Annotated in this window: 20 protein-coding genes; 11 read left to right on the plus strand and 9 right to left on the minus strand. The window is 66.1% G+C overall.

The features are described 5' to 3' along the window. The first annotated feature begins 5 nt into the window (after positions 1-5). Genes glgX through CYU59_RS20000 form a run of 6 tightly spaced genes read left to right on the plus strand, consistent with a single transcriptional unit; the run spans position 6 to position 7,655 of the window. Positions 6-2,177 carry a glycogen debranching protein GlgX gene (gene glgX / locus CYU59_RS19975; protein ID WP_293001879.1) on the plus strand — a complete coding sequence of 724 codons (2,172 nt, stop codon included), beginning with the start codon at positions 6-8 and terminating at the stop codon, positions 2,175-2,177. A gap of 3 nt (positions 2,178-2,180) precedes the next feature. Then, on the plus strand, positions 2,181-4,475 hold the full coding sequence (gene treY, locus CYU59_RS19980) for a malto-oligosyltrehalose synthase (RefSeq protein WP_293001881.1): 2,295 nt from the start codon (positions 2,181-2,183) through the stop codon (positions 4,473-4,475). Then, entirely contained in the window at positions 4,468-6,201 is a 1,734-nt protein-coding gene (gene treZ / locus CYU59_RS19985; protein ID WP_293001883.1) for a malto-oligosyltrehalose trehalohydrolase, read from the plus strand. The genes treY and treZ overlap by 8 nt, the downstream gene beginning before the upstream one ends. A 36-nt stretch (positions 6,202-6,237) precedes the next feature. Next, positions 6,238-6,699 (plus strand): hypothetical protein, encoded by a 462-nt coding sequence (locus CYU59_RS19990; protein WP_293001885.1) that lies wholly within the window; start codon positions 6,238-6,240, stop codon positions 6,697-6,699. Continuing rightward, on the plus strand, positions 6,692-6,925 hold the full coding sequence (locus CYU59_RS19995; protein ID WP_293001887.1) for a hypothetical protein: 234 nt from the start codon (positions 6,692-6,694) through the stop codon (positions 6,923-6,925). The genes CYU59_RS19990 and CYU59_RS19995 overlap by 8 nt, the downstream gene beginning before the upstream one ends. A gap of 49 nt (positions 6,926-6,974) precedes the next feature. After that, positions 6,975-7,655 carry a GAF and ANTAR domain-containing protein gene (locus CYU59_RS20000; RefSeq protein ID WP_293001889.1) on the plus strand — a complete coding sequence of 227 codons (681 nt, stop codon included), beginning with the start codon at positions 6,975-6,977 and terminating at the stop codon, positions 7,653-7,655. A gap of 12 nt (positions 7,656-7,667) precedes the next feature. Here CYU59_RS20000 and ilvA read toward each other — a convergent pair whose 3' ends face one another. Next, entirely contained in the window at positions 7,668-8,972 is a 1,305-nt protein-coding gene (ilvA, locus tag CYU59_RS20005; RefSeq protein ID WP_293001891.1) for a threonine ammonia-lyase, read from the minus strand. A 28-nt stretch (positions 8,973-9,000) separates the two neighbouring features. Next, the gene (locus CYU59_RS20010; protein WP_293001893.1) at positions 9,001-9,438 is read right to left on the minus strand and encodes a nitroreductase family deazaflavin-dependent oxidoreductase; all 438 of its coding nucleotides are present in this window, start codon (positions 9,436-9,438) and stop codon (positions 9,001-9,003) included. Between the two features lie 245 nt (positions 9,439-9,683). Here CYU59_RS20010 and CYU59_RS20015 point away from each other — a divergent pair, with 245 nt between their 5' ends. Then, positions 9,684-10,928 carry an acyl-CoA desaturase gene (locus tag CYU59_RS20015; protein WP_293001895.1) on the plus strand — a complete coding sequence of 415 codons (1,245 nt, stop codon included), beginning with the start codon at positions 9,684-9,686 and terminating at the stop codon, positions 10,926-10,928. On the opposite strand, the gene fadD11 is transcribed toward CYU59_RS20015, so the two are convergent. Further along, a complete protein-coding gene (gene fadD11, locus CYU59_RS20020) occupies positions 10,916-12,754 on the minus strand; it encodes a fatty acid--CoA ligase FadD11 (protein WP_293001898.1) in 1,839 nt (612 codons plus the stop codon). The genes CYU59_RS20015 and fadD11 overlap by 13 nt on opposite strands. 34 nt (positions 12,755-12,788) lie before the next feature. Here fadD11 and CYU59_RS20025 point away from each other — a divergent pair, with 34 nt between their 5' ends. After that, on the plus strand, positions 12,789-13,610 hold the full coding sequence (locus tag CYU59_RS20025) for a class I SAM-dependent methyltransferase (protein WP_293001900.1): 822 nt from the start codon (positions 12,789-12,791) through the stop codon (positions 13,608-13,610). Positions 13,611-13,622: 12 nt separating this feature from the next. Continuing rightward, positions 13,623-14,876 (plus strand): amidohydrolase family protein, encoded by a 1,254-nt coding sequence (locus CYU59_RS20030; protein ID WP_293001902.1) that lies wholly within the window; start codon positions 13,623-13,625, stop codon positions 14,874-14,876. 86 nt (positions 14,877-14,962) lie between these two features. Here CYU59_RS20030 and dnaE read toward each other — a convergent pair whose 3' ends face one another. The 5 genes from dnaE to CYU59_RS20055 all read right to left on the minus strand — a co-directional run bounded on the left by dnaE (position 14,963) and on the right by CYU59_RS20055 (position 23,865). After that, the gene (dnaE, locus tag CYU59_RS20035; protein WP_293001904.1) at positions 14,963-18,502 is read right to left on the minus strand and encodes a DNA polymerase III subunit alpha; all 3,540 of its coding nucleotides are present in this window, start codon (positions 18,500-18,502) and stop codon (positions 14,963-14,965) included. A gap of 75 nt (positions 18,503-18,577) precedes the next feature. Beyond that, entirely contained in the window at positions 18,578-21,460 is a 2,883-nt protein-coding gene (locus CYU59_RS20040; protein ID WP_293001906.1) for an RND family transporter, read from the minus strand. 146 nt (positions 21,461-21,606) lie between these two features. Then, positions 21,607-22,038, minus strand: coding sequence for an SRPBCC family protein (locus CYU59_RS20045; RefSeq protein ID WP_293001908.1), 432 nt, complete (start codon positions 22,036-22,038; stop codon positions 21,607-21,609). Then, positions 22,038-22,841 carry an SDR family oxidoreductase gene (locus CYU59_RS20050; protein WP_293001910.1) on the minus strand — a complete coding sequence of 268 codons (804 nt, stop codon included), beginning with the start codon at positions 22,839-22,841 and terminating at the stop codon, positions 22,038-22,040. The genes CYU59_RS20045 and CYU59_RS20050 overlap by 1 nt, the downstream gene beginning before the upstream one ends. A gap of 7 nt (positions 22,842-22,848) precedes the next feature. Continuing rightward, positions 22,849-23,865 (minus strand): SDR family NAD(P)-dependent oxidoreductase, encoded by a 1,017-nt coding sequence (locus tag CYU59_RS20055; RefSeq protein ID WP_293001912.1) that lies wholly within the window; start codon positions 23,863-23,865, stop codon positions 22,849-22,851. A gap of 162 nt (positions 23,866-24,027) precedes the next feature. On the opposite strand from CYU59_RS20055, the gene CYU59_RS20060 reads away from it, so the two are divergent. Both CYU59_RS20060 and CYU59_RS20065 read left to right on the plus strand, forming a co-directional pair. After that, complete coding sequence (locus CYU59_RS20060; RefSeq protein WP_293001915.1) at positions 24,028-24,435, plus strand: group 1 truncated hemoglobin; 408 nt, start codon at positions 24,028-24,030, stop codon at positions 24,433-24,435. 190 nt (positions 24,436-24,625) lie between these two features. Then, on the plus strand, positions 24,626-25,366 hold the full coding sequence (locus tag CYU59_RS20065) for a DUF732 domain-containing protein (protein ID WP_293001918.1): 741 nt from the start codon (positions 24,626-24,628) through the stop codon (positions 25,364-25,366). Here CYU59_RS20065 and CYU59_RS20070 read toward each other — a convergent pair. Further along, positions 25,363-26,742: a nitrate/nitrite transporter gene (locus CYU59_RS20070; RefSeq protein ID WP_293001920.1), complete on the minus strand. Its 1,380-nt coding sequence runs from the start codon at positions 26,740-26,742 to the stop codon at positions 25,363-25,365. The genes CYU59_RS20065 and CYU59_RS20070 overlap by 4 nt on opposite strands. Positions 26,743-26,779 lie beyond the last annotated feature (37 nt).

The raw sequence follows: 26,779 nt of genomic DNA on the forward strand, positions 1-26,779 counted from the left end.
GAGTGATGCCTTCGTCAGACCCGATCGGCAGCGACCCGCCGCCGCTGCCCACCGTGTGGCCAGGAAGCAGCTACCCCTTGGGCGCCAACTACGACGGCACCGGTACCAACTTCGCGCTGTTCTCCGAGATCGCCGAGAAGGTCGAACTGTGCCTGATCGACGAGGGCGGCCAGGAAAGCCGCATCCGCCTCGACGAGGTCGACGGCTACGTCTGGCATGCCTACCTCCCTGACGTCACCCCGGGACAGCGCTACGGGTTTCGGGTGCACGGCCCGTTCGATCCGGCGGCAGGCCATCGCTGCGACCCGAGCAAGCTGTTGCTCGACCCGTACGGCAAATGCTTCGACGGCGAATTCAAATTCACCCAGGCACTGTTCTCCTACGATTTGGATGTCGCCGCCGAGGACCCCGCCGAGACCGGCACGCCACCCGGGGTCGATTCGTTGGGCCACACCATGACCAGCGTGGTGATCAATCCGTATTTCGACTGGGGCAACGACCATTCACCCCGCACGCCGTACCACGAGACGGTGATCTACGAGGCCCATGTCAAAGGGATGACCCAGAATCATCCCGCCATTCCCGAAGCGCTGCGCGGCACCTACGCCGGCCTGGCTCACCCGGCGATCATCGACCACCTGAAGGCGATGAACGTCACCGCGATCGAACTGATGCCGGTGCATCAGTTCATGCACGATCACCGTCTGATCGATCTGGGTCTGCGAAATTACTGGGGCTACAACACGTTCGGATTTTTCGCCCCGCACAATCAATACGCCGCCAACCGGCGCGCCCGCGGCGCGGTGACCGAGTTCAAGTCGATGGTCCGGGCTTTTCACCAGCAGGGCATCGAAGTGATCCTCGACGTGGTCTACAACCACACCGCCGAGGGCAACCATCTCGGTCCCACCGTCAATTTCCGCGGCATCGACAACGCCGCCTACTACCGCCTGCTCGACGAAGACCTCAGGCTCTACAAGGACTTCACCGGCACCGGCAACAGCCTCAACGCTCGTCACCCACACACCCTGCAGCTGATCATGGACTCGCTGCGCTACTGGGTGACCGAGATGCACGTCGACGGCTTCCGTTTCGACCTCGCCTCGACCTTGGCCCGCGAGTTTTATGACGTCGACCGCCTGAGCGCGTTTTTCGATCTGGTGCAACAAGATCCGGTGGTCAGCCAGGTCAAGTTGATCGCCGAGCCCTGGGATATCGGCGAGGGCGGCTACCAGGTCGGCAACTTCCCGGGTTTGTGGACCGAGTGGAACGGGAAGTATCGCGATACTGTGCGTGACTACTGGCGGGGCGAGCCCGCGACATTGGGCGAGTTCGCGTCCCGGCTGACCGGGTCCTCGGACCTCTACGAGGCGACCAGTCGTCGACCCGGAGCCAGCATCAACTTCGTCACCGCCCACGACGGCTTCACGCTCAACGACCTGGTGTCCTACAACGAGAAGCACAACGAGGCCAACGGCGAGGGCAATCGCGACGGCGAGAGCCACAACCGGTCCTGGAACTGCGGCGTCGAGGGTCCGACCGACGACCCGGAGATCCGGACGCTGCGCAGCCGGCAGATGCGCAACATCATGGCCACGCTGATGCTCAGCCAGGGCACGCCGATGATCGCCCACGGCGACGAGATCGGCCGCAGTCAGCGAGGCAACAACAACGTGTACTGCCAGGACTCCGAGTTGTCCTGGATGGACTGGTCTCTGGTCGAGAAGAACAGCGATCAACTGGAATTCACCCGCAAGGCCACCGCGCTGCGCAAGAGCCACCCGGTGTTCCGTCGCCGCCGGTTCTTCGACGGTGAGCCGATCCGCAGTGGCGACGAGGTGCGCGACATCGCCTGGCTGACACCGGCCGGCAAAGAGATGCAGCCCCAGGACTGGGGCGGCGAATTCGGCAAGAGCATCGCAGTATTCCTCAACGGCGAGGCGATTCCTGAACCCAATGCGCGTGGCGAACGGGTCGTCGACGACTCGTTCCTGATGTGCTTCAACGCTCACGATCACGAGGTCGATTTCGTCATTCCCCCTGACGATTACGCCTCGGAATGGACGGCCGTCTTGGACACCACCGACGCAACCGGATCGGTGACCCTGGTGGTCAACGACGGCGACGAGGTGTCGTTGCCCTCACGCGCCCTCCTCGTATTTCGTAAGACGAAGTAGCGCATGGTATTTCCGGTACTGTCCACCTACCGGCTGCAGCTGCGGGGTGCTGACAGCGGGTTCGGATTCACCTTCGCCGACGCTGAGAACCTGATCGACTACCTGGACGATCTGGGCGTCTCGCATCTCTACCTGTCGCCGATCCTGACGCCGGTGGCCGGATCGGCGCACGGTTATGACGTCGCCGACCCCACCACGGTGTCCGCCGAACTCGGCGGCCCGGAAGGCCTGGCGCAGCTCTCGGCGGCGGCGCGGGCCCGGGGCCTCGGCTTGGTCGTCGACATCGTTCCCAACCACGTCGGGGTGGACGCCCCGGACCAGAACCCGTGGTGGTGGGACGTGCTGCAGCACGGGCAGACCTCGCAATACGCGTCGTTCTTCGACATCGACTGGGAACTGGGTGACGGCCGGATTGTCCTGCCGGTGCTGGGTTCTGACGGCGACGTCGCCGACCTGACCGTCGACGGCGATCTGTTGCGGCTGGGCGATCTGGCACTGCCGATCGCACCGGGCACCGACCAGGGCACCGGCCCGCAGGTGCACGATCGCCAGCATTACCGACTGGTCGGCTGGCGCAACGGGGTGGTCGGCTATCGCCGATTCTTCTCGATCACGTCACTGGCCGGATTGCGCCAAGAAGACCGCGCGGTATTCGACGCCAGCCACGCCGAGGTGGTGCGGTGGTTCACCGAAGGCCTGGTCGACGGCGTGCGGATCGATCATCCCGACGGCCTGGCGAATCCGGCCGGCTATCTGGACTGGCTGCGCGAAGTGACCGGGCCCGAAGCCTGGATCGTGATCGAGAAGATCCTGGCCGTCGACGAACCACTGGATCTGTCGCTGCCGGTGGCCGGCACCACGGGGTACGACGCGCTGCGTGAGGTCGGCGGCGTGTTCGTCGATCCCCAAGGGGCACAAGCGTTGACGGAGCTGTTCGACTCCGCCGGCGTCGACGACTCCCAGTTGTCCGCCGCCGAGCTGAAGATCTCCTCGGCGACCGTCACGTTGGCCAGCGAGCTGGCCCGGCTGCGGCGGTGCATCGTCGCGGCAGCCGGCGCCGACCATCCGCAACTGCCCGACGCGGTCGCCGCACTGCTGACGCACGTCGATGTGTACCGCAGCGACTACCTCAGCCTTGCGGCGATCCTGCCGACGGCCCTGGCCGCAACCCGTTCCGCCGCACCCGAACTCGATGTGCCGTTGCAGCTCATAGCCGCCGCGGTGGCCAACCCGTCCGGGGAGGCCGCGGTACGACTGCAGCAGCTGTGTGGCGCGGTGACCGCGAAGGCCGTCGAAGACTGCCTGTTCTACCGCGATGCCCGCCTGGTGTCGCTGAACGAGGTCGGTGGTGAACCGCACGACTTCGGGGTCGGCCTCGCCGAGTTTCATTCCCGCGCATCGGCCCGGGCCCGGCTGTGGCCGCGCGCGATGACGGCGTTGTCGACGCATGACACCAAACGCGGGGAGGACGTCCGCGCCCGGATCGGGGTGCTGTCGCAAGTGCCGGCGTTGTGGACCGAGTTCGTGGCCCGCTGGGAGCAGTCGACGCCCTCCCCCGACCCGGCGACCGGGTTGTTCTTGTGGCAGAACATCTTCGGCGTCTGGCCCGCCGACGGCACCGTCACCGACGAGCTGCGCGAGCGGCTGCATGCGTACGCCGAGAAGGCGATCCGCGAGGCAGCATGGCACACCACGTGGAATGACCCGGATGCCGACTTCGAAGGCGCCGTCCATCGCTGGCTGGACGCCGTGCTGGACGGCCCGATCGCCCGCGAGCTGACCACCCTGGTCGTGCGGTTGCAGCCACACGCCGAAAACGATGCGCTCGGCCAGAAGCTGCTGTCGCTGACGTCGCCCGGCGTCCCGGACATCTATCAGGGCACCGAGCTGTGGGACGACAGCCTGGTCGACCCCGACAATCGGCGCGCGGTCGACTACCAGGTTCGCCGCGAGGCGCTGAAGTCGCTGCAGCACAGTAAGATTCGCGTCGTCAAAGCCGCACTGCAGCTGCGACGGAGTCGCACGCGGACATTCCTGGACGGCGGCTACCGCCCGGTGCTGGCTGCCGGCACCGGTGCCGAGCACGTGGTGGCATACCGACGTGGTGACGACGTACTGGTCGCGGTGACCCGCTGGACGGTGCGCCTCGAGCAGACCGGCTGGGGCGACACCGCGGTCACGCTGCCGGACGGCGCTTGGACCAACACGCTCACCGGCTCGAGATTCGAGGGAACTGTGCCTGCCGCCGAATTGTTCGCCGAACTCCCGGTCGCGTTGTTGGAGCGTACCGATGCCTGAATTCGCGGTCTGGGCACCGAAACCGGAGACCGTCCGCGTCGACGTCGACGGGACGGTCTCCCCGATGACGCGCGGCGAGGACGGCTGGTGGCGAGCGAGCGTTGACGCGACACGAGACGCCCGCTACGGATTCCTGCTCGACGACGATACCGAGTTGCTGCCCGACCCACGGTCTCCGCGTCAGCCCGACGGCGTGCACAAAGCCTCGCAGCTGTGGGAACGCCCGGACCCGGTCGACACCGGCTGGGCCGGTCGGCCGGTCGCGGGTGCGGTGATCTACGAGCTGCACATCGGGACCTTCACCCCGGCAGGAACTTTCGAAGCGGCCGTCGACAAGCTGGACTATTTGGTCGAACTCGGGGTCGACTTCGTCGAGGTGATGCCGGTGAACGCGTTCTCCGGCACACACGGTTGGGGCTACGACGGTGTGCTGTGGTACGCGGTGCACGAAGCCTACGGTGGCCCAGACGGTTTGGTTCGGTTCATCGACGCCTGTCACCGCCGCGGTCTCGGGGTGCTGATCGACGCGGTGTTCAACCACCTCGGACCGTCGGGCAACTACCTGCCCCGGTTCGGGCCCTACCTGTCGTCGGCGAGTAACCCGTGGGGTGAGGGCATCAACATCGCCGACGCGCAGTCCGACGAGGTGCGCCGCTACATCATCGACTGTGCGCTGCGGTGGATGCGCGACTTCGGCGCCGACGGCCTGCGCCTGGACGCCGTGCATGCCCTGTTCGACACCACCGCGATCCATATCCTCGAGGAACTGTCCGCCGAAACCGAGGCGCTGGCCGAGCAACTCGGCCGCCCGCTGTCGCTGATCGCCGAGAGCGACCTGAACGACCCGCGGATGATCACCCCCCGGCCGGAGCACGGCCTGGGTATGACCGGACAGTGGGATGACGACATCCACCACGCCATCCACACCGCGGTTTCCGGTGAGCGGCAAGGCTATTACGCCGACTTCGGCTCACTGGCCGCGCTGGCAAAAACGTTGCGCCACGGTTTCTTCCACGCAGCCACCTACTCGTCGTTTCGGCAGCGACGCCACGGCCGGCCGCTGGACACCACCGAGCTGTCCGGGACCCCGGCCACCCGACTGGTCGCCTACACCTGCACCCACGACCAGGTCGGCAACCGCGCTCTCGGCGACCGGCCGTCGCAGAACCTGACCTACGGTCAACTCGCGGTGAAGGCCGCGCTGGTGTTGACCTCGCCCTACACCGCAATGCTTTTCATGGGCGAGGAGTGGGGAGCCTCCACGCCGTTCCAGTTCTTCAGCTCACATCCCGAACCCGAGTTGGCCCGCGCCACCGCCGAGGGACGCAAGCGGGAATTCGCCGACCACGGGTGGGACGCCGACGACATCCCCGACCCGCAGGACCCAAAGACCTTCCAACGGTCGAAGCTGGACTGGTCCGAGGTCGACCACGACGAGCACGCGAAATTGCTCCGGATCTATCGAGAGCTGATTGTGTTGCGGCGCAACGAGATCGATCTGAATGATCCGTGGCTGGACAACCTGATCGTCGACTACGACGAAGAGCGTCGCTGGATCGCACTGCGTCGGGGCGCCCTGACGGTGGCCTGCAATCTCGGCGTCGACCCCGCGACGGTCCCCTTCACCGGCAACGTGGTGCTGGGTTCGGAGCTGTTCGAAGTCGGTGAACAGAGCACTGAGCTGCCGCCGCACTCGTTCGTGATTTTGCGCGCTGTGGATAGCTGACTACCGTCCTCGTTCACGACCTCGCATGATGCGCGGATGACCCAGCCTGACGTGTTGCCGATCCCGCCCATCCAAACCGCCTGCGATCCGGTGCATTCGACCCACGACCTGCGCGAGCGGTGGCGTGCACTGATGGGGCCGCTGGGGTTCGGCACCCGGCTGTTGTGGTTCGGCCTTATCGGGCCGGACCGCTGCTTCACCAAGAAGCTCAGCCGTATCGCGATCCAGCCGCACCCCCGAGGGCGAATCGTCTGGAACCTGATGTCCTCGATGCGCACATTGCTCGACGACCTGGACCCGGACACCACGGTGGCGCTGCTGCTGTCCGGCCCCGGACGCGGCCCGGCCTCGACTGTCGAGCTGGTCTGGTCGAAGGCGTTGATCGACATGGCCGAGCGATTCGACGTGCCGTTGGAGCCGATCTTCCGTGCCAACGACGAGACGGTGGCAGTGCTGGGCCAGCGGATGCGTCATCCGGTAGCTTTCGGATGTGAGTGACGTTGACGAGGGCGCCCGGGCCCGTCTGGATTACATCGAAAAGCAACTTCAAATGCTGTTTCCGGAGGGCTACGTGCCGTTCGCCGAGGCGAATGCCGCGGGAATGCCGCCCGCCGTGGTCGAACTCGCCCGTCGCGGCAACCTGATCGCCGCGATCAAGGAGTACCGCACCTTGACGGGTGCCGGCCTGGCCGAGGCGAAGAAAGCCGTCGAGGACATTCGCTGACCTCTGCGTTCCGGTGTAGTTCCAGGCAGTTACGGGAACTGCTTGAGATATGCCGAATCTACCGGCGCACGAGTTGGCGCAGCGTATGGCCGAGTTGGCCCGATCTGTAGCCGCACCACGCGACATCGAAGCTGTCCTGAGTGGCGTCACCGCCACCGCGGTCGAGCTGCTCGATGGCGCCGATACCGCCGGAGTGCTGCTGGTCTCCAAGGGGGGCAAATTCGAGTCGCTGTCCGGCACGTCCGACCTCATCTACGAAGTCGACCGGCTCCAGGAAAAGCACAACGCCGGGCCTTGTGTCGATGCGGCGATCAAGGATCTCGTGGTCCGCACCGAGGACTTCGAGACCGAGACCCGGTGGGGCGATTACTCGCGTGAGGTCTGCAAGCTCGGGGTTCGCAGCAGCATCTCCTTCAAGCTCTACACCGGGGAACGGACCGCGGGCGCGTTGAACGTTTTTTCACGGCATCCGAACAATTTCGATGCCGACTCCGAGGTGATCGGGTCGATACTCGCCGCGCACGCCGCCGCGGCCATCCTGGCCAGCCGCGACAGCCAGCAGCTGCAGGCCGCCCTGCTCAGCCGCGACGTCATCGGCCAGGCAAAAGGGATGCTGATGGAGCGCTTCAGCATCGATTCTCTGGCCGCATTCGAGATGCTGCGAAAGCTGTCCCAGCAGATGAACGTGAAGTTGGCCGAAGTCGCTCAACGTGTCGTCGACACCCGCTGAGCCGCGCAGCAACTAGAGCAGGTAGCGGTAGGCCGGTGAACCCGGCTCGATCGCCTCGATCTGCATCTCGGTGGCTCGCATCCGTTCCAGCAACCCGTCCAGGTCGGCCGCCGAGCCCAGCTCGATGCCGACCAGCGCCTCGCCGGTTTCGCGGTTGTTCCGCTTGACGTATTCGAACAGCGTCACGTCATCGTTGGGTCCCAGCACGCTGTCCAGGAAGCGGCGCAGTGCGCCGGGTTCCTGAGGGAAGTCGACCAGGAAGTAGTGCTTGAGGCCGAGGTGCACCAGCGACCGCTCGAGTATCTCGCCATACCGCGACACGTCGTTGTTACCGCCCGACACCAGGCACACCACCGTCGAGCCCGGTTCGATGTCGGCTTCGAGCAGCCCGGCCACGGCGAGTGCGCCGGCGGGCTCGGCGATGATCCCCTCGTTCTGATAGAGGTCGAGCATCGCCGTACACACCGCGCCCTCGTCGACCGTGGTGATCGAGACCATGTTCCCGGCCGCGGCCAGAGCGGCGTAGGTCAGCGTGCCGGCCCGGCTCACCGCGGCGCCGTCGACGAATTGGTCGACGTGGTCGAGGGTCACCGGTGCACCGTTGGCGAGGGCGGCCATCATGGCGGCCGCGCCCGCCGGTTCGATGCCGAGCACCGATGTCTTACTGGTCCGCTCGGCGAGGTAGGTGGTGATGCCGGCGATGCAGCCGCCACCGCCGACCGGGACCACCACCAGATCTGGTTCATCGTCGAGCCGGTCCAGGATTTCGACAGCGATGGTGCCCTGGCCCGCCATGGTGCGTGGGTCGTCGAACGGCGGCACCAGCGTCGCGCCGGTGCGTTGCACGTCGGCGAGCGCCGCCGCGGCGGCCAGGTCGTAGGTCGATCCGCCGACGATCAGCTCGATGAAGTCGCCGCCGTGATAGCGGATGCGATCGCGCTTCTGTTTCGGTGTCTTGGCCGGGACGTAGACGCGACCGCGGACACCCAGGGTGCGGCAGGCATAGGCGAAGCCCTGTGCGTGATTACCCGCCGACGAGCAGACCACCCCGGCGGCTCGTTCGGCGTCGGACAGCTGCACCAGCAGGTTGTAGGCGCCGCGCAGCTTGTAGGAGCGCACGGTCTGTAGGTCTTCGCGCTTGAGATAGACGTTCGCCCCGGTGGTCGCGGACAACCGGTCGGAAAACTGCAGCGGTGTGGGGGTGACCACGCCGGCAATTCGGGTGGCCGCCGCGTCGATGTCGGCCGCACGCAGCGGCCCCCCACTCTCAGGGCTCGAGCCCCGGGTGCTCGGGCTTTGACTCAGTTCGGCGGACACTGGTCAATGGTGCCACCAAGCTGCGCGTTCAGTGCACAGGGGTCAATACAAACAGCGGAATTTGCCGGTCTGTCTTCTGCTGGTAGTCGGCGTAGTCCGGGTAGGCGGCCACGGCCCGCTCCCACCAGACGGCCTTCTCGTCGCCGAAGACCTCGCGCGCGTCGTAGTCCTTGGTGACGGTGCCGTCCTGCAGTTCGACCCGCGGGTTCTTGGTGATGTTGAAGTACCAGACCGGGTTCTTGGGCGCGCCGCCCAGCGAGGCGACGGCGGCGTACTCGCCGTTGTGCTCGACGCGCATCAGCGGCGTCTTGCGGAGCTTGCCGGATTTGGCGCCGACGGTGGTCAGCAGGATGACCGGCATGCCTTTCATGTCGGTGCCTTCGGTTCCACCGGATTCGGCGATCTTTTCGGCTTGCTCGCGGGACCAGTCCCACGGGGACGGGGCGTATTCACCTTCGAGTGGCATGACACCACTTTAGGCATGAGTGGGCAGGGCGCGTCCACCAGCACGTCGCGCCTGCGCCGGAACGCCGCGTATGCGATGTACAGTCTGCGATCGATCCGCTCGCTGACCTGTAGTCGTGCAGATCCTCGCGGCCGCGAGGGTGACATCTACCCAACGATGGGACAAGACGCACCATGTCGCGGTACTCGCGCTCGAATGATGTGAGCTGTCCCTCCGCCGCCGTTTCCAGTTCTGATTGACCGGCGATGGCGATCACCGATGTGCCCCAGTACGCGCACCTCAGCGCGGCCGACCTGACTGCACTCACCGCCGAGTTGGACGCGATCCGCAGCGACACCGAATCCTCGCGCGGGGCCAAGGATCGGGCATACCTGATGCGCGCCATAGCTTTTCAGCGATGCCTGGACATCGTTGCGCGATTGATCATCGCCGCAACGAAGGGCCGAATCGGCTGGGCGGTGGGAACGACCGCGCTGGCCGCGGCGAAGTGCATCGAGAACATGGAACTCGGGCACAACATCTCGCACGGTCAATGGGACTGGATGAACGACCCGGAGATCCATTCCAACACCTGGGAGTGGGACATCGTGGCGCCCACCTCGCAGTGGCGCTACACCCACAACTACCAGCACCACGTCTTCACCAATGTCGTCGGTGTCGACGCCGATCTCGGATTCGGAATCCTGCGCGTCAGCAGGGACCAGAAGTGGCGACCCCCGGCCCTGCTGCAGCCACTGTTCGCCGTGCTGCTCGGGATGGCCTTCGAATGGGGCATCGCGTTGTACGGGGTGGTCGCGGTTCAGCAGGAAGAGACGACCGACGCCGGCCGGGCGGTTCAGAGATCGGCGCTGCTGAAAAAGATGTCCCGGCAGGCGATCAAGGACTACGTCTTGTTCCCGGCGCTCAGTCGTGGTCGGTGGCGACGAACGCTGGGCGCGAACATCGTCGCGAACGGCTTACGCAGCGGGTGGGCGTACATCGTCATCGTCTGCGGTCACTTCGTCGACGGGGCGGAGAAGTTCACAGCGTCGGTGCTGCACAACGAGACGCGAGAACACTGGTATCTCCGGCAGATGCTGGGTACGGCGAACTTCGAGGCGGGACCGGTGCTGCGGTTCATGACCGGAAATCTCTGCTACCAGATCGAACACCACCTCTTCCCCGATCTGCCACACAATCGGTATCCGGAGGTCGCCGAGCGGGTGCGCGCGGTGTTCCTCGCCTACGACCTGCCGTACACGACCGGCCCGCTGCTGCGTCAGTACCTACTCACCGTGCGCACCATCTGCAAACTGGCGCTGCCGGATCGATACCTCTCCGCAACCTGCGACGACGCACCGGAAACAGCCTCGGAGAACAGGTTTCGGAGCGCCGCCGACCGCTCGGGGTCGACGGATCACGACATGGACGACCGGCGACGCGGATTGGCGACGGCTCTGCGCCTCCAGCGTGAGCTGGCGACCGACGGGTCGCGCCGCTACGCCGGTTGAGCCGACGATGCCCGGGCCGGTTCGTGAACGTCCGGACCCGGTTCCTTGCTGTAGAGCTCGTCGATCTCGGCGGCGTACTTCGCCATGATCGGCCGGCGTTTGAGTTTCATCGTCAGGGTGATCTCGTCGCCGCCCGGCTCCCACAGCGCCGGCAGCACCCGGAAGCGCTTGATCTGCTCGACCCGTGAGAGTTTGGCGTTGCCGGTCGCCACGCCGGCAGCGATCTTCGCCAGCATCTCCGGATGCGCGGCCAGGGCATCGGGTGTGGCGTCCGCGAGCCCGAGGTCGGCCGCGTGTGGGCCGACCGAATCGGCATCGAATACCAGTAACGCCGTGTTGTACGGCCGGCCGTCGCCGACGGTCAGCATCGCCCCGATCATCGGGCAGGCCGCCAGAATGGTGGTCTCGATGTTCGCCGGCGACATGTTCTTCCCGGCCTCGTTGATGATCAATTCCTTCTTGCGGTCGACGATGCGCAGGTAGCCGTCGTCGTCCACCTCGAGGATGTCGCCGGTGTGCAGCCAGCCGTCGGGGTCGATCGCCTCAGCGGTCTTGGCCGGCTCGCCGCGATAGCCCTTCATCACCAGCGGACCGCGGACCAGGTACTCCCCGTCCTCGGCGATCCTGGCCTCGAGGCCGGGCAGCAGTTTGCCCACCGACCCCAGCCGGGCATCCGCCGGATGGGTCACGCTCGCAACACAACTCAGCTCCGACATGCCCCACACCTCGGCGATCTGGATGCCGATACCGGCGAAGAACGCCAGGGTCTCCCGCGGGATCGGTGCCGCACCGCTGACCGCCCAGCGCAACTCGTCGAACCCGAGTTTCGCGCGCAGTTTCGACAGCACCAGATCATCGGCCTGCCGCCATTCCGCCGCCACCTCTTCGGACAGCGTCTCACCGGCGACCAGGGCGGCGGCCTTCTTCGCCGCGACCGACATCGCCCACTGCAGAGCCTGGCGCTTGGTCTCGTCGGGCTCGTGCGTGGTCGCGAATTCGATTGCCGCCTTAAGCTTTTCCCATACCCGCGGGACAGCAGCCCAGATCGTCGGGTGCACATCGGACAACGCGGCGGCGATCTCGCGGGCATCGGACACCACGGTCACCTGGGCGCCGGACACCTCGTTGTTGTACAGCGCCATCGTGCGGTCGGCGATGTGCGCCGACGGCAGGAAGGACGTCACACGATCGCCGAACCGCACACCGAGAACGGCGTCGAGGGCACGGGCCTCGAAAAGCAGGTGCGCGTGCGTCATCTCCACGCCCTTGGGGTGACCGGTCGTTCCGGACGTGTAGATCAGGGTGATCACGTCGTCGGGCTGCACCGCCCGCCAGGTCGCCTCGAAATCGAAGTCGTCGTTGCCTGCGGCGTGCAGATCGTCCAGCGACAGCGTGCCGTCCGGAGCACCGTCGACGCAGATGATGTGGTCGAGGGTGGCGCCGCTGGCCCGGATCACGTCGAGGTACTGCTGTTCGCAGATCACGACCTTGGTTCCGGCGTTGTCGAACACGTAGCTGAGTTGTTCGGGCGCCAGTGTGTTGTACACCGAGAACGAGGTGGCACCGAGGTGCTGCGCGCCGACCTCGACCGGGTAGAACTCGATCCGGTTGGCCATCATCAACGACACCGTGTCGCCGCGGCGAACCCCCAGGCCGTGCAATCCGGCCGCCACCGCGCGAACGCCGGCCGCGTACTCGCGCCAGGTCATCGTCTGACCGTCACCCGGGGTTCTTAGGGCGATCGCATCGGGATCGACCGCCGCGTTTCGCTGAAATGCTTCGCACAACGTGGCGGGCGCGTCAGAGGTGGTCGTCTGATCGGTCACTCAGCCGAGGCTAGTCCCGGAGTACCTTGCCGGTATGGGATTTGCGATCACCGACTTGACGCCCGTCGAGCAGACCGCGTTCGTCACCCAGTACGCCCGCGCGGTCGACAGTCGTTGGACCAGGCCCATACTCGGCGACACCCTGGCCGACGACATCGTCGCCAAAATCGACTACGACTTTCCGGGTTTGGGCGTGCCCGCCAGCGCAATCCGTCAGACCGCGCTGCGCGCGAAGCTGCTCGATGACCGGATACGGGATTTCGTGGCCCGGCATCCCGACGCCGTGGTCGTCGACCTCGGGGCGGGGCTGGCGACACCCATGCCGCGGGTCGCGCCACCACCCACGGTCGATTGGTACGACGTCGACCTGCCCAATGTGATCGCGCTTCGAAACCGGGTCGTCCCGCCCGACACCCACGCCCACTCGGTGCCCGCGTCGCTGGCCGACAACTCGTGGACCGACCACATACCTGCGGGCCGGCCGACGTTTCTGTTTGCCGACGGGCTGCTGGCTTTCGTCTCGGAGTCGGTGATCGTCAACCTCTTTCGCCACATTCCGGAGCACTTCGAGTCCGGCGAGATAGCGATCAACGACTACGGGCGGGTCAGCCCGCTCAACATCGCTGTCATGAAGGTCGTCTTCAGCGCCGTCGGAACACAATGGCGGTACCGGGGTTTCGACGATGCCCGGGTACCGGAGAGCTGGAGCCCGCGGCTTCGACTGGTGGAGGAGACGAGCTTGTCGCAGGTGCCGGAGGTCGATCTGTATCCGACCGCCGCCCGGGTCTCGACCCGCCTGATGGGCAAGACCAAATCCGGTGCCCGCACCGCGCGCATCCTGCGCTACCGCTTCTGAAAGGTGACCACGATGGCCGCGACCCTGATCACGGGTGCGAGCGTATGGGACGGCATCTCCACACGGGCGCAACCACACCAGGTGTTGGTGCAAGACGGTCGGATTCGCCGCGTCGCCGAGGTGATCGACGCGCCGGCCGAGACGCGCGTGGTGGATCTGTCCGGGCACACCCTGACCCCCGGGTTCATCGATTGCCACACCCACGTCACCCTGGCGCCGCCGGTCGGGCTGATGCAGGCTCTGGACTCGAGCACCGCCAAGGCGCTCAAAGCGCTGCCGGTGCTGCGCGCACTGTTGGACAACGGGTTCACCACGGTCCGCGACTTGGGTTGCGGCGACGTCGATTACCCCACGGTCGATCTTCGCAACGCGGTGGCGGCGGGACTCGTGACCGGTCCCCGGATGGTGGTGGCGCCGCACATCATCTCCGCTCGTGGCGGACACGGCGACTTCAGCGGCATGGTCGCCGACGAATACCAGGGGTGCTGCCGGAACCTGGAGTTGGCCTCGGCCGACGGTGACGACGAGATTCGGACCCGGGTCCGGCAGCAGGCCAGAGGCGGTGCCGACTGGATAAAGTTCAGTGCCACCGGCGGTTTCGCCTCCCCGTCGGACGATCCCGGCCATGCCACCTACAGCCAGGAAGAGATGGACGTGCTGGTGGCCACCGCCCATGACCTCGACATTCCGGTCACTCCGCACAGTTACGGCGACGAGGGAATTCGGCGGGCCGTTCGGGCCGGTGTGCGCAGTATCGAGCACGGCAACCTCGCGTCCGCCGAGACGCTGACGATGATGCGGGACGCGGGGGTGTTCATGGTGCCGACCCAGTACGTCATCGTGTCCAAGGCGCGGCACGGCGATCAGGATCCGATGTGGGCCGCGCTGCCGGAGCACGCCCGCCGGAAATTCTCGAAATACCGTGGAGCACTGCTGGAGGCGGCCGAGAATCTGGCCGCCAGCGATGTCCGGATCGCATTCGGCACCGACGCCGGAATGTTTCCGCATCACGACAATTGGCGTGAATTCCCGATGATGGTGTCGACCGGCATCACGCCACTGCGGGCATTACAGGCAGCCACCAGTGTGGCGGCCGAACTGCTGCGACTCGACGACGTCGGAGTGATCGCCGAAGGCAAGATCGCCGACCTCGTCGCGATGCCCGGTGATCCGTTCACCGATATCGAGGTCACCGGCCAGGTCGACTTCGTCATGAAAGACGTTGTGATCTACAAAGATCCGGCCACTAGCGACCACGCCGCCTAGCGCTGTCCGTCGAGTGCCCGGCCAGTCGGGCGATCGACCCCGACCGCCCCGCACGCCGGGCGCTCGGCCGTAGTGCGCCTAGCCGGTTAGCCCAGGCACCCCGGGCCGAGGAGCGCTTTGAGGTCGCCCATCAGCGCCGGCGACATGGTCACCCGTAGCGCGGCGTCCAACTCCAACGTGGTGACCCGATCGCCGCTGAGCAGCCGCAGGTGCACCTGTGACGTGCCGGGGTGTTGCGCCAGAACCTGTTTGAGTGCGGTCACCTTGTCGATGGTGCATTGACGGGTCGGCAGGCTCACCGCCAGCGGGCGGTTCACCTGCGCGTTGCTGAAGTCGGGCACCACCAGGTCGTTGGCGATCAGCGAGATCCGGTCGTCGCGGATGGCGACCTTCGCGGTCACCAGCACCACGGTGTCGTCGATGACGTCGGCGCCGAACGCGGAATAGGTGTGCGGGAAGAACATCACCTCGATGCCACCGGTGAGATCTTCCAATTGGGCTGAGGCCCAGGGCATTCCATTCTTGTTCACCCGCCGGTTCACCGAAGCCAGGATGCCGCCGACCTTCACCATGGTCTCGTTGGCGACATCACCGTCCAGGATCGCCGGAATCGGAGTGTCGACCTGGGTGGCCAGCAGATGCGCTACGCCGTTCAGTGGATGCCCGGACACGTACAGCCCCAGCATTTCGCGTTCCAGGGCGAGCTTGTGTTTGTCGTCCCATTCCTCGTCGGGGACGCGGATGGTGAACACCGCATCGGCACCCGCTCCCCCGTCATCCGGGTCGCCGCCGAACAGGTCGAATTGCCCCATCGCCTCGGCCTTTTTGGTGCCGAGCACCGATTCCACCGCGTCGGTGTGCACCAGGAACAACCCTTTGCGCGGGTGCTTCAGCGAGTCGAAGGCGCCGGCTTTGATCAGCGACTCGGTGACCTTCTTGTTGCACGCGGCGATGTCGACCTTGTTGAGGTAGTCCGAGAAGTCGGTGTAGTTGCCCTTGTGGGTGCGGGTATTGATCAGCGAGGCAACGACATTCGCGCCGACGTTGCGTACCGCGCCGAGGCCGTAGCGAATGTCGGTGCCCACCGAGGCGAAGTTCAGGCCGGATTCGTTGACGTCCGGCGGCAGCACGGTAATACCGAGTTTGCGGCAGTCGGCCAGATACACCGCGGCCTTGTCCTTGTCGTCACCGACCGAGGTGAGCAGCCCGGCCATGTATTCGCCGGGATAGTTGGCTTTCAGATAGGCGGTCCAGTACGACACCAGGCCGTAGCCGGCCGCGTGCGACTTGTTGAACGCGTAGTCGGCGAACGGCAGGATGGTGTCCCACAGCGCTTTGATGGCCTTGGCTGAAAACCCGTTGGCCTGCATGCCTTCTGAGAAGCCTTCGAACTCCTTCTCCAGCACTTCGCGCTTCTTCTTGCCCATCGCCTTGCGCAAAATGTCTGCTCGGGCGAGCGAGTAGCCGGCCACCTTTTGCGCGATGCGCATGATCTGTTCCTGATACACGATCAGGCCGTAGGTCTCGGCGAGCACCTCGCGCAGCGGCTCCTCGAGCTCCGGGTGGATCGGCTTGATCGCCTGCCGGCCGTTCTTGCGGTCGGCGTAGTCGTTGTGGGCGTTCATCCCCATCGGGCCGGGGCGGTAGAGCGCCAGCACGGCGACGATGTCCTCGAACCCGGTGGGCTGCATGCGGCGCAGCAGGTCGCGCATCGGCCCGCCGTCGAGCTGGAACACTCCCAGCGTGTCGCCGCGGCCCAGCAGTTGGAAGGTGGCCGGGTCGTCGAGGGCGACCGACTCCAGGTCGAGGTCGATGCCGCGGTTCTCTTTGATGTTGACCAGCGCGTCGCCGATGATGGTCAGGTTGCGCAACCCGAGGAAGTCCATCTTCAGCAGGCCGATGGCCTCGCACGACGGGTAGTCCCAGCCGGTGATGACCGCACCGTCCTGCGCCCGCTTCCACAACGGGATCACGTCGGTCAGCGGCTCGCTGCTCATGATCACCGCGCAGGCGTGCACGCCGGAGTTGCGGATCAGGCCTTCCAGGCCGCGGGCGGTCTGGTAGATCGTGCGGACGTCGGGGTCGGTGTCGATCAGGCCGCGGATCTCGGCGGCCTCTTTGAAACGCTCGTGGTTGGGGTCGGTGATCCCGGACAGCGGAATGTCCTTGGCCATGATCGCCGGCGGCAGTGCCTTGGTGATCCGGTCGGCGATCGCGAAGCCCGGCTGTCCATAGTGGATTCGGGCGGAATCCTTGAGTGCCGCTTTGGTTTTGATGGTACCGAAGGTGATGACCTGCGCGACCCGGTCCTGCCCCCACTTCTCGGCGGCGTAGCGGACCATTTCACCGCGCCGGCGGTCGTCGAAGTCGATGTCGATATCGGGCATCGACGCGCGCTCGGGGTTGAGGAACCGCTCGAAGAGCAGTCCGTGCTCGATCGGGTCGATGTCGGTGATGCCGAGGCTGTAGGCCACCAGCGATCCGGCCGCCGAGCCACGCCCGGGGCCCACCCGGATGTCGACTGAGCGGGCGTAGTTGATCAGGTCGGCGACGATCAGGAAGTACGACGGAAAACCCTTGTCGCAGATGACTTCGATCTCGTAGGCGGCACGCTCGGCGTAGCCGTCCGGCGTCGCGTCGGGGAAACGGCGGCGCAGTCCGGCCGCCACCTCGTGCCGCAACCACGACGCCGGGTCGTGGCCCTCGGGCACCGGGAACACCGGCATCCGGTCCTTGGGTGCCCAGACCTCGGCGTAGGAGCTGACCCGCTCGGCGATCAGCAGGGTCGAGTCGCATGCGCCGGGGACTTCGCCGTCCCAGAGCTCGCGCATCTCGGCGGCCGACTTGAGGTAGTAGCCGTCACCGTCGAATTTGAACCGGGCCGGATCGGTCAGCGTCTTACCGGTCTGCACGCACAGCAACGCCTCGTGGTTGTGTGCGGCGTCCCGGGTGACGTAGTGGCAGTCGTTGGTGGCCAGCGGCGGAATGTTCAGCGCACAACCGATTTCCAGCAGCCCGTCGCGCACCCGGCGTTCGATGGACAGGCCGTGGTCCATCAGCTCCAGGAAGAAGTTCTCGGGCCCGAAGATCTCCCGCCACTTGGCCGCCGCCTCCAGCGCCTCGCGGTGATGGCCGAGCCGCAGCCGGGTCTGCACCTCACCGGACGGGCAGCCGGTGGTGGCGATGATGCCGCTGGCGTTCTCAGCGATCAGCTCGGCGTCCATCCGCGCCCACTTGCCGAGCTGACCCTCGAAGGACGCCAGCGACGACAGCTTGAACAGGTTGCGCAGGCCGGTGGCGTTCTCGGCGACCATCGTCATGTGCGTGTAGGAGCCGCTACCGGAGACGTCGTCGCTCTTCTGTCCCGGGTCTCCCCACAGGATGCGCTTGGTCTCGAAGCGGGACGCCGGCGCGATGTAGGCCTCGATGCCGATGATCGGCGTGATGCCGGCGGCGGTGGCCCCGTTGTAGAACTCGCTGGCGCCGAACATGTTGCCGTGGTCGGTCATCCCGATGGCGGGCATCTGCAGCCGTTGCGCCTCTGCCAGCATCGGCGAGACCTTCGCGGCACCATCCAACATCGAGTATTCGGTGTGGTTGTGCAGGTGCACGAACGACTTGCTCATAGGGACGCCAGTCTATGACCGGACACCGACGCGCACCCGGCGTGTCGCGGAGTGTGTCGTGCCGCCAAACAACATTTAGGAGCGCAGTGCGACGGTGTCGGCGTCGCTGACGGCGTGCTTGCCGCTCGGGCCGATCTCGTCGGTGGGGTCGCCGGACGTTTCCGGCGCGGATGCCGGCTTCGGCGCCTGCTTCCGCGGTGCGGGGAGCGGCGGCTTGGACGGCCACCAGTTCCACTTGCCGACCAGCACCGCGACCGCGGGCACGGTGATGGTGCGCACCAGGAAGGTGTCCAGCAGCAGTCCGACCCCGATGATGAAACCGCATTGCACCAGGGTGCTGATGCTGGCGAACAGCATGCCGAACATCGAGGCGGCGAAGATGACGCCGGCAGCGGTGATCACACCACCGGTCGAGCGCACGGTCTGGATGACACCGGAGCGAATCCCGTGCGGCGACTCCTCGCGCAGCCTCGAGATCAGCAGCAGGTTGTAGTCGGCGCCCATGGCGACCAGCACGATGAAGGTCAGGCCGGGGATGCTCCAGGTCAGCGACTGACCGAGGATGAACTGGAAGACGATCACGCCGATGCCGAGCGCCGACAGATACGAAAGCACCACGGACGCAATCAAATACAGCGGTGCGATCACGGCGCGCAATATCGCCACCAGGATGAAGAACACGATCAGGATGGTCATCACGATGATGAGGTTGATGTCGTCGCCGTAGTAGGCACGGGTATCGCGAAGCATCGCGGTGACACCCGACGCGGAGATCGACGCCGCTTTCATCATCGGGCGGGGATGCGGCCCGCGAGCCGCGTCGGTGATCTGGCGGATCTGGTTAAACGCCTCGGTGGCGAACGGGTTGAGGTTGGTCTGCACCAGGTATCGCGCGGTGTGCCCGTCCGGTGAGATGAATGCGGTCAGCGCGCTGTTCAGACCTCCCCCGGTCTGCGAGGTGTCTTTGATCAGCGCCTTGACCTCATCGATCATCTGCTGGATGGCCTCGGCGTAGGTGTGCGCGTCCTTTGTCGGCGGGGCACTGCCGGCGTTGCCTGGGCCGTCGTTGCTCAACGAGCGCAGCTCGGTTCGGGCGTTCTCGACGATCCGGCGCACCTCCCGCGACGCCGCTTCGATGGACGGCTCGTCGGGGAACGACGACAACTGCTCGGCGAATTCGGACATCTTCTTCAGCGCACCGCCGTCGCGGTTCGCGGTTGCGACCACGTCGAGCACCGTCACCGGCGTCGCGCCGACGGTGTTCGCGATCTCGGCGATGTCGACCGACATCGCGAAGCCGAGTCCACGCACGGTGTCGATGAACGTCCTGGTGTCGTCGACCGGCTTCTCCGCGGCCGGCGGCGCGGTCGGCAGGGTCACCCCGGGCGGCAGATCGAGGCTACTGAGATCCGGTGTGAGATCCACGTTTCCGGAGCTGGACACTGAATACAACAGCGCGGCGACGTTCGGGAACCCCTCCGCACCTTCGAGGTCCTTGTTACCGCCCTGGCTGCCCTTGTCGCGCCGGGGCAATGCGCTCCCGTCGGCCGCGTGCTTCTTGTCGTCCGATTTCGCCGACGGCACCGGAGCGGGGCGGATTGCCGCGATGTCGGGCAGTTGGCTGACCCGCTGCTCCATCTGCTTCAACTCGACCAGGGCGGGACGCTTGCGGAGGTCTTCGGTCGACTGGACGACCAGATACTCCGGGATGGTCGCGTTCAGCGGAAAGTGTTCCGACAAAGTGGCGTAGCCGACGGCGCTTTCGACTGAGGACGGCAGGGTCTTGCTGTCGTCGTAGTTGAAGCGGGCGAACATCGCGCAACCGGCGAGGATCAGCAGCACGGTGAGGCTGCCGGCCAGATGGATCACCGGCTTGCGCACCAGGCGGATTCCGGTGACCCGCCAGAAGTGGCCCGTGAGATCGCGACGCGGCTTGATCCAATTGCGCCGTCCGGCAAGGACCATCAGCGCCGGCAGGAACGTCACGGCCGCGCACAACGCCACCGCGATGGAAATGGCCAACGCCGGACCGACGTTCCGGAACGCTCCCAGCTTGGTGAAGATCATCCCGAGGAAGGTGACGGCCACCGTCGCCGCGGACCCGGCGATGACCTTGCCGATCGACGTCAGCGCCTTCTCGACGGCTTCGTCGGAGTCCAGGCCCTGCCGCAGATAGTCGTGATATCGGCTGATCAGGAAGACCGCGTAGTCGATTCCCGCGCCGAACATCATCGTGGTCATCAGCGTGATGGTCTGGGTGGAGACGCCCAGGCCGAGTTGGGCGACGCCGGAGACCAACGCTTGCGCGACACCCACCGAGACACCGATGGTGACCAGCGGCAGCATCATGGTCAGGAAATTGCGGTAGATGACGAAGAGGATGACCAGAACCATCACCACGACGGCAGTCTCGATGACGTGCATGTCGCGGATGCCGATGTACATCAGGTCGTCGCCGGTGGCCGCGGGACCGGTCAGATGCGCGGTCAGCGTCGAGCCGTCGACGGACTTTTTGACGATCTCGGCGACCCGGCCGAAGCCCTCGTGCAGCTCAGGTGTGCCGACGCCGCCGGACAACACCATCGGCAGGTACCAGGCTTTGTGATCCTTGCTGGTCATCGCCTCGCGTAGGGCCGGAGTGCGGACGAAGTCCTGCAGCATGACGATGTCGTGGGTGTCCGGTCGCAGATTGGTGGCCAGCGCGCGGTAGGTACTCAGATCAGAAGGGTTGAGCCCGTTGTCGTCGGTAAGGACGACCAGCAGCACGTTCTCGTTCTCCGACCCGGATTGGTGGAACGCCTCGGAGATCTGGCGGGTCGTCTCCAGCACCGGGGCGTCGGACGGCAGAATCGGAACCGGACGCTTGGCCGCCATCTCGGTCAACGACGGGAACGTCACCGACAGCACAGCCGTCAGCGCGATCCAGAATCCGATGACCGCCCAGGGCCAGCGCCGCACGCACACGCCGATCCAGCCGAAGACACCTGTGCCATCAGCAACCGTCGCTCTACGAGCCCCCCGTAACACCCGGTCAGGCTACCGCCGTTGGCTGTGGATAGCGGCCCTTCGGGCGAGGTGAGTTCGCGGCGACCTGCGAGGCCGGGCTAGCCGTACAGCTCGACGAACTGCTTCAGCGACTTCTCCACGTCGCCTTTGACGGCGCGGGCCGCGGTCGCGCCCACTGGGCCGAACAGCGCCCGCCCACCCAAATCGAGGCGTATGCCCAGCTTCGAGCCCGTTTTGGTGGGTGAGACGCTGAGCGTGACGGTGTATTTGGCACCGCCTTTGCCCGATCCGGACAGCGCGATCCGGTTCGGCGGCTCCCAGGTGGTGACCGTCCAGGTCACTCGATTGCGGAAACCTTTGGCGCGGGCCACTCCCACGATCTGGGTGCCTTCGCCGAGCTCGTCGGGGAGGTCGCTGCGCCAACCCTCGTGCATGGTCAGCCAATCGCCGAGCTGGGTCAGGTCGGAGACTCGTTCCCACATGTCCTGCGGGCGCATCGGCACTTCGGCCGTGACGTCGACTTTGGCCATCAGTGGCTGGGCCCGCCGCGGAAGCGATTGCCGAGCCGCAGACCGGGCAGCAGCAGGGTGCGCGGCATGTACCGGCCACCGATGCTGACGGCTTTGGGCACCAGGCCGGGAACCACGCTGCGCTTGCCCTCGACCATTCCGGCGATGGCCGCCTCCGCGACGTCGTGCGGCGACACCTGGGCGATCGGGATGCTGAAGCGCTCCGCGTTGGCGATCTCGCCCCACTCGGTCGGCACAGGTCCGGGGCACAGCACCGTCACCGACACACCCGTTCCGCTCAGCTCTTCGTGTACCGCCTCCGAGAAGGTCTGCACGAAAGCCTTGGTCGCCGAGTAGACCGCCATGTACGGCATGGGCTGGAAGCCGGCGATCGAGGCGATGTTGAGCACCGCTCCGGCTCCCCGCTCGACCATGCCGGGCAATGCGGCATGGGTGAGCTCCATCAGGGTCAGCGAATTCAGTACCACTTCTTCGCTTTCCCGCTCGACCGGCAGGTCTTGGAAGACTCCGCTGGTGCCGAATCCGGCGCTGTTGCACAGGCCGGCGATCGACTCACCACGCAGGCGTTCGGAAAGCGGTTGGCGCGCATCGGCATCGGACAAGTCGAGGGGCAGCACCTCGGCGCCGACCGAGAATTGCGAACCCAGCTCGTCGGCGAGCTCGTCCAGTCGCTCCTTGCGGCGCGCCACCAGCACCAGGGGGTAGCCGCGGCGGGCCAGCCCGCGGGCCAGCTCGGTGCCGATACCCGAGGAGGCGCCGGTGATGACGATGGGCGCCTGATTGGTCGGTTTAGGAAGACTCATGTTCGCCTCACCAGTGGATTCCGCGGGTGGCCCGCACGAAGGTCTCGCTTCTGCCATCGAAAGTTGTTGAGCTGCGGCTGGATTCATCACCCTTTGCGGCCGACGAGTCGCCGAACATGCTGAAGGCCCGATTACGGACCCGGTCCATCACGGCCGGGTTGACGGCATCGGCGACGGCGGCCAACTGTCCGAGCGGCGAGCTGGCCCGCCGGGGACGCTGCACGATCGCATCGGTGATCACGCCGGCCGCCTGGTCCGGAGTCAGCGCCGGGAACTTGTCGTACATCTTCGTGGGGCTGATCATCGGCGTCCGGACCAGCGCCATGTGCACTGTGGTGAACTTGATGTCCTCGTCGATCACCTCGGCCTGCAGCGCGTCGCAGAGGCTGTCGAGGGCGGCTTTGCTGGCGATGTAGGCGCCGAACCGCGGCGCCCGGGTCTGCACGCCGACCGAGGACACGTTGATGATCTGGCCGAATCCCCGCTCCCGCATGCCCGGGATGAATTTCAGGATCAGCTGCACCGCGCCGAGATAGTTCAGCTGCATGGTGCGCTGGTAGTCGTGGATGCGGTCGTAGGACAGCTCCAGCGAACGGCGGATCGACCGTCCGGCGTTGTTGATCAGCATGTCGACACCGCCGAGGTCGGCCAGCACTTTGTCGGCCATCGCCCCGATGGCGTCCATGTCGGTCAGGTCGCAGGGATAGACGTGCGCCGTGCCGCCGCTGCTGCGAATGTCGTCGGCGACCTTGTCGAGGTTTTCCCGGGTTCGCGCGACGAGCACCACCTCACCGCCGGCCTCGGCGATCTTCTTGGCCGCGGCCTCGCCGATCCCCGAGGACCCGCCGGTGATGAGCGTGATGGTGCCCTCGACGGCGTCGTGCAGGGTGCGGCCCTGGACCGCGTCGAGCAGATTGCGCAGGTAGAAGGGTCGGTACCGGCCGGCCGCGTTCGGGGTGTTGACGAGGTTGGACACAGCGGCGATCGGCTTCTCGACGAAACCGGTCAGATCACCCAAATTCATTAATGTCACGCTTTCCGTGGTGACTGCCCTGGACTTCCACCGAGTCTGCTACACCGCCGCGAAGTTGAGGCGGTTCTACCGCAATCCGGTTGTTACGCCGGGTAATCGCGTCGTGACGGCACGCTAACGGTCGGGCAATTCCCCCGTGTTCTGCTGACCGGCATGGGAATGCTCACCCGCTTTCGCCGGCCTGGGACGGTGTCGCTGTACGCGAAACTCGGCGGTCACGACGCCCTCGAGGTCGTCGTCGAGGATTTCTACTGCCGGGTGCTGGACGACGATCACCTGGCCGGGTTCTACGCCGGGTCGGACATGAGGTGCGTGAAGGCACGTCAGGTCGAGTTCCTCAGCGCCGTGCTCGGCGGGCCCGGGCCTTACACCGGTTCGTCGATGCGACAGGTCCACGAGGGTCGCGGCATCACCATGCATCACTTCGCGATGGTGGCCGCGCATCTGGCGGACTCGCTGTGCGCCGCCGGGCTGCACCCCGACACGATCACCGACGTCCTGCACGCGATCGCGCCGCTCGCCGGTGAGATCGCCGCTCAGGACGCCAGGGCGGTTGTCTGAGAATTCTCGAACTTCTCCGAGCGTGCGTGGTCTGCGATCAAGCGGCCTGGTTTATCGCGTGGCAGCACGCTCGGCGGACCTTTTTCGTGCCGGGTTCGGACCGGGTTGAGTCGTCCTGCCGAATCGATCAGCGAAGGTTACATTGGGAACCAAGGCTCTTCGGCATTCTCGGCAGGATAGAAACTCGGCCATGTTCTCCGCCATCATCCGACACGTTCCCGCCGCGGTCGCCGCTGTCGCGCTCGTGGCCACGGTCGCCATATCGCCCTGCCGGACCGCGATGGCCGATCCCGATCAGGACCAGAAGTTCTTCGATCTCCTTGGCCAGAAGGAGATTCCGCCCGTCGACAATGCGAACAGCTTGATCGGGACCGCCAAAAAAGTCTGCGCAAAACTGGACGAAGGCATGGCGGCCGGCGATTTGGTCGAGTTGATCCGCAACAACGGGTTCAACGAGAATCCCCTCGCCCGCCTGCAACCTCAAGACCGCATCACGAGAACCATCACACAATTCATCAACGCATCGGTCGAGGCTTATTGCCCGTACGACAGGGGCAAGATCGCGTCGATCGCCGCCGGCGATGGCACGCGACCACGAATTCGGATGGTTTCGCTAACCGGGCCCATTCACGCCGGCGACATCGCGCCGACAAAGCCGTTGCCGGTGCCCGCCCAGCCCGTGCTGCCTCAGGAGATCGCGCCGCAGCCCAAGCAGGACCCGGCACCGCCTCCGCGCCGCGTGCAGTCCGCGCCGTCGCAGGTCCCGCCGCAGCGGACGGAGCCGCAGCCACCTCAGGCGCCGGCGCCCGAACCCGAGGCTCCCGCCCCGGTGGAACCCGGCGGTGGCGCGGGGGGCGGCGCCACGGCGCCTCCGGCGCCTCCGACGCCCGATCAGCCCTCGCCCCCGGGGCACATCAGGCTTGCGCCCTAGGCGGCGGCCAACGCCGGTTGCGCGACGGCGGTGGTCGACGAGCGTCGCACGTAGACGCCGAAGGTGATCAGCGCCGCGACCACATAGAACACCGCGAAGTCCCAGAACGCTGCGGTAGCGGTGCCGTGGGCCAAGTAGGACGTGCGCAGCGCCAGGTTGATCGCCACACCACCGAGTCCGCCGATCGCACCGGTGATTCCGATCACCGCACCCGACATCGACCGCGAATAGTCGGCCCGGGCCTGCTCGTCGGCCTGGAGCGAGCGGGACGCGGCGTGGAAGATCGACGGGATCATCTTGTAGACCGCGCCGTTGCCGATCCCGCTGAGGACGAACAGCACGACGAAACCGATCACGTACGCGCCCATCGTCACCGCGCCGGTCCGGCGGCCGGCGAACATCGACGTGACGGCCAACAGTGTGTCGCCGCCGATCATGCCGACGAAGGCCCACAGCGTCACCGTTCCGCCACCGATCCGGTCGGCGAGCCGGCCGCCGTAGATCCGGGCGATCGAGCCCAATAGTGGTCCGACGAAAGCGATTTCGGCGGCGTGCAGGGCCGCCTGCGCCGAACTCTGACCGGAGGCCGCGAACGAGATCTGCAGCACCTGGCCGAACGCGAACGAGAAGCCGATGAACGAGCCGAAGGTGCCGATGTAGAGCAGGCTGACCAGCCAGGTGTGGCGACTGCGTACCGCCGCACGCATGGCGGCGACGTCGACCGAGACCACGTCGAGGTTGTCCATGTAGCGGGCCGCCCCGATCGCGGCGATCACCAGCGCCGCAACGTAGAACCCGCACACCCAATACGGTTGGCGGTTTCCGGCGGTGGCGATGACGAGCAGGCCGATCAGCTGCACCGCCGGCACCCCGATGTTGCCGCCGCCGGCGTTGACGCCCAAGGCGATCCCCTTGAGCCGCTGCGGGAAGAACGCGTTGATGTTGGTCATCGACGAGGCGAAGTTGCCGCCGCCGAGACCGCAGAGCGCCGCGCAGACCAGGTAGAACCCCAGCGGTCGGCCCGGCTGCGCCAGCACCGCGACCGTCGCCAGGACCGGCACCAGCAGAACGACCGCGGAGAACACCGTCCAGTTCCGCCCACCGAACCGGGCGGTGGCCATGGTGTAGGGCAGCCGTAACACCGCGCCGACCAGCGTGGCGGTGGCCGCGATCAGGAACTTGTCCGCCGCCGTCAGCCCGTACACCGATTGCGGCATGAACAGCACCATCACCGACCACAGCGACCACACCGAGAAGCCGACATGCTCGGCGGCGACAGACCAGACCAAGTTGCGTCGTGCGATGGTCTTCCCACCCGCATCCCACGCGACCCGATCCTCGGGGTCCCATCCTGTGATCGTGTGCGATCGCGCCACCGCGTTCTCCTCTGAGATTCCGATACGTTCGAGGTGA

The sequence above is a fragment of the Mycobacterium sp. genome, assembly GCF_002863225.1.
Classification (GTDB): domain Bacteria; phylum Actinomycetota; class Actinomycetes; order Mycobacteriales; family Mycobacteriaceae; genus Mycobacterium.

Bases quoted from the DNA above. Each gene is read 5' to 3' on its own strand.
- glgX (WP_293001879.1), top strand. From the start codon at position 6: ATGCCTTCGTCAGACCCGATCGGCAGCGACCCGCCGCCGCTGCCCACC.
- treY (WP_293001881.1), top strand. From the start codon at position 2,181: ATGGTATTTCCGGTACTGTCCACCTACCGGCTGCAGCTGCGGGGTGCT.
- treZ (WP_293001883.1), top strand. From the start codon at position 4,468: ATGCCTGAATTCGCGGTCTGGGCACCGAAACCGGAGACCGTCCGCGTC.
- CYU59_RS19990 (WP_293001885.1), top strand. From the start codon at position 6,238: ATGACCCAGCCTGACGTGTTGCCGATCCCGCCCATCCAAACCGCCTGC.
- CYU59_RS20000 (WP_293001889.1), top strand. From the start codon at position 6,975: ATGCCGAATCTACCGGCGCACGAGTTGGCGCAGCGTATGGCCGAGTTG.
- CYU59_RS20010 (WP_293001893.1), bottom strand. From the start codon at position 9,438: ATGCCACTCGAAGGTGAATACGCCCCGTCCCCGTGGGACTGGTCCCGC.
- CYU59_RS20015 (WP_293001895.1), top strand. From the start codon at position 9,684: ATGGCGATCACCGATGTGCCCCAGTACGCGCACCTCAGCGCGGCCGAC.
- CYU59_RS20025 (WP_293001900.1), top strand. From the start codon at position 12,789: ATGGGATTTGCGATCACCGACTTGACGCCCGTCGAGCAGACCGCGTTC.
- CYU59_RS20030 (WP_293001902.1), top strand. From the start codon at position 13,623: ATGGCCGCGACCCTGATCACGGGTGCGAGCGTATGGGACGGCATCTCC.
- dnaE (WP_293001904.1), bottom strand. From the start codon at position 18,502: ATGAGCAAGTCGTTCGTGCACCTGCACAACCACACCGAATACTCGATG.
- CYU59_RS20045 (WP_293001908.1), bottom strand. From the start codon at position 22,038: ATGGCCAAAGTCGACGTCACGGCCGAAGTGCCGATGCGCCCGCAGGAC.
- CYU59_RS20050 (WP_293001910.1), bottom strand. From the start codon at position 22,841: ATGAGTCTTCCTAAACCGACCAATCAGGCGCCCATCGTCATCACCGGC.
- CYU59_RS20055 (WP_293001912.1), bottom strand. From the start codon at position 23,865: ATGAATTTGGGTGATCTGACCGGTTTCGTCGAGAAGCCGATCGCCGCT.
- CYU59_RS20060 (WP_293001915.1), top strand. From the start codon at position 24,028: ATGGGAATGCTCACCCGCTTTCGCCGGCCTGGGACGGTGTCGCTGTAC.
- CYU59_RS20065 (WP_293001918.1), top strand. From the start codon at position 24,626: ATGTTCTCCGCCATCATCCGACACGTTCCCGCCGCGGTCGCCGCTGTC.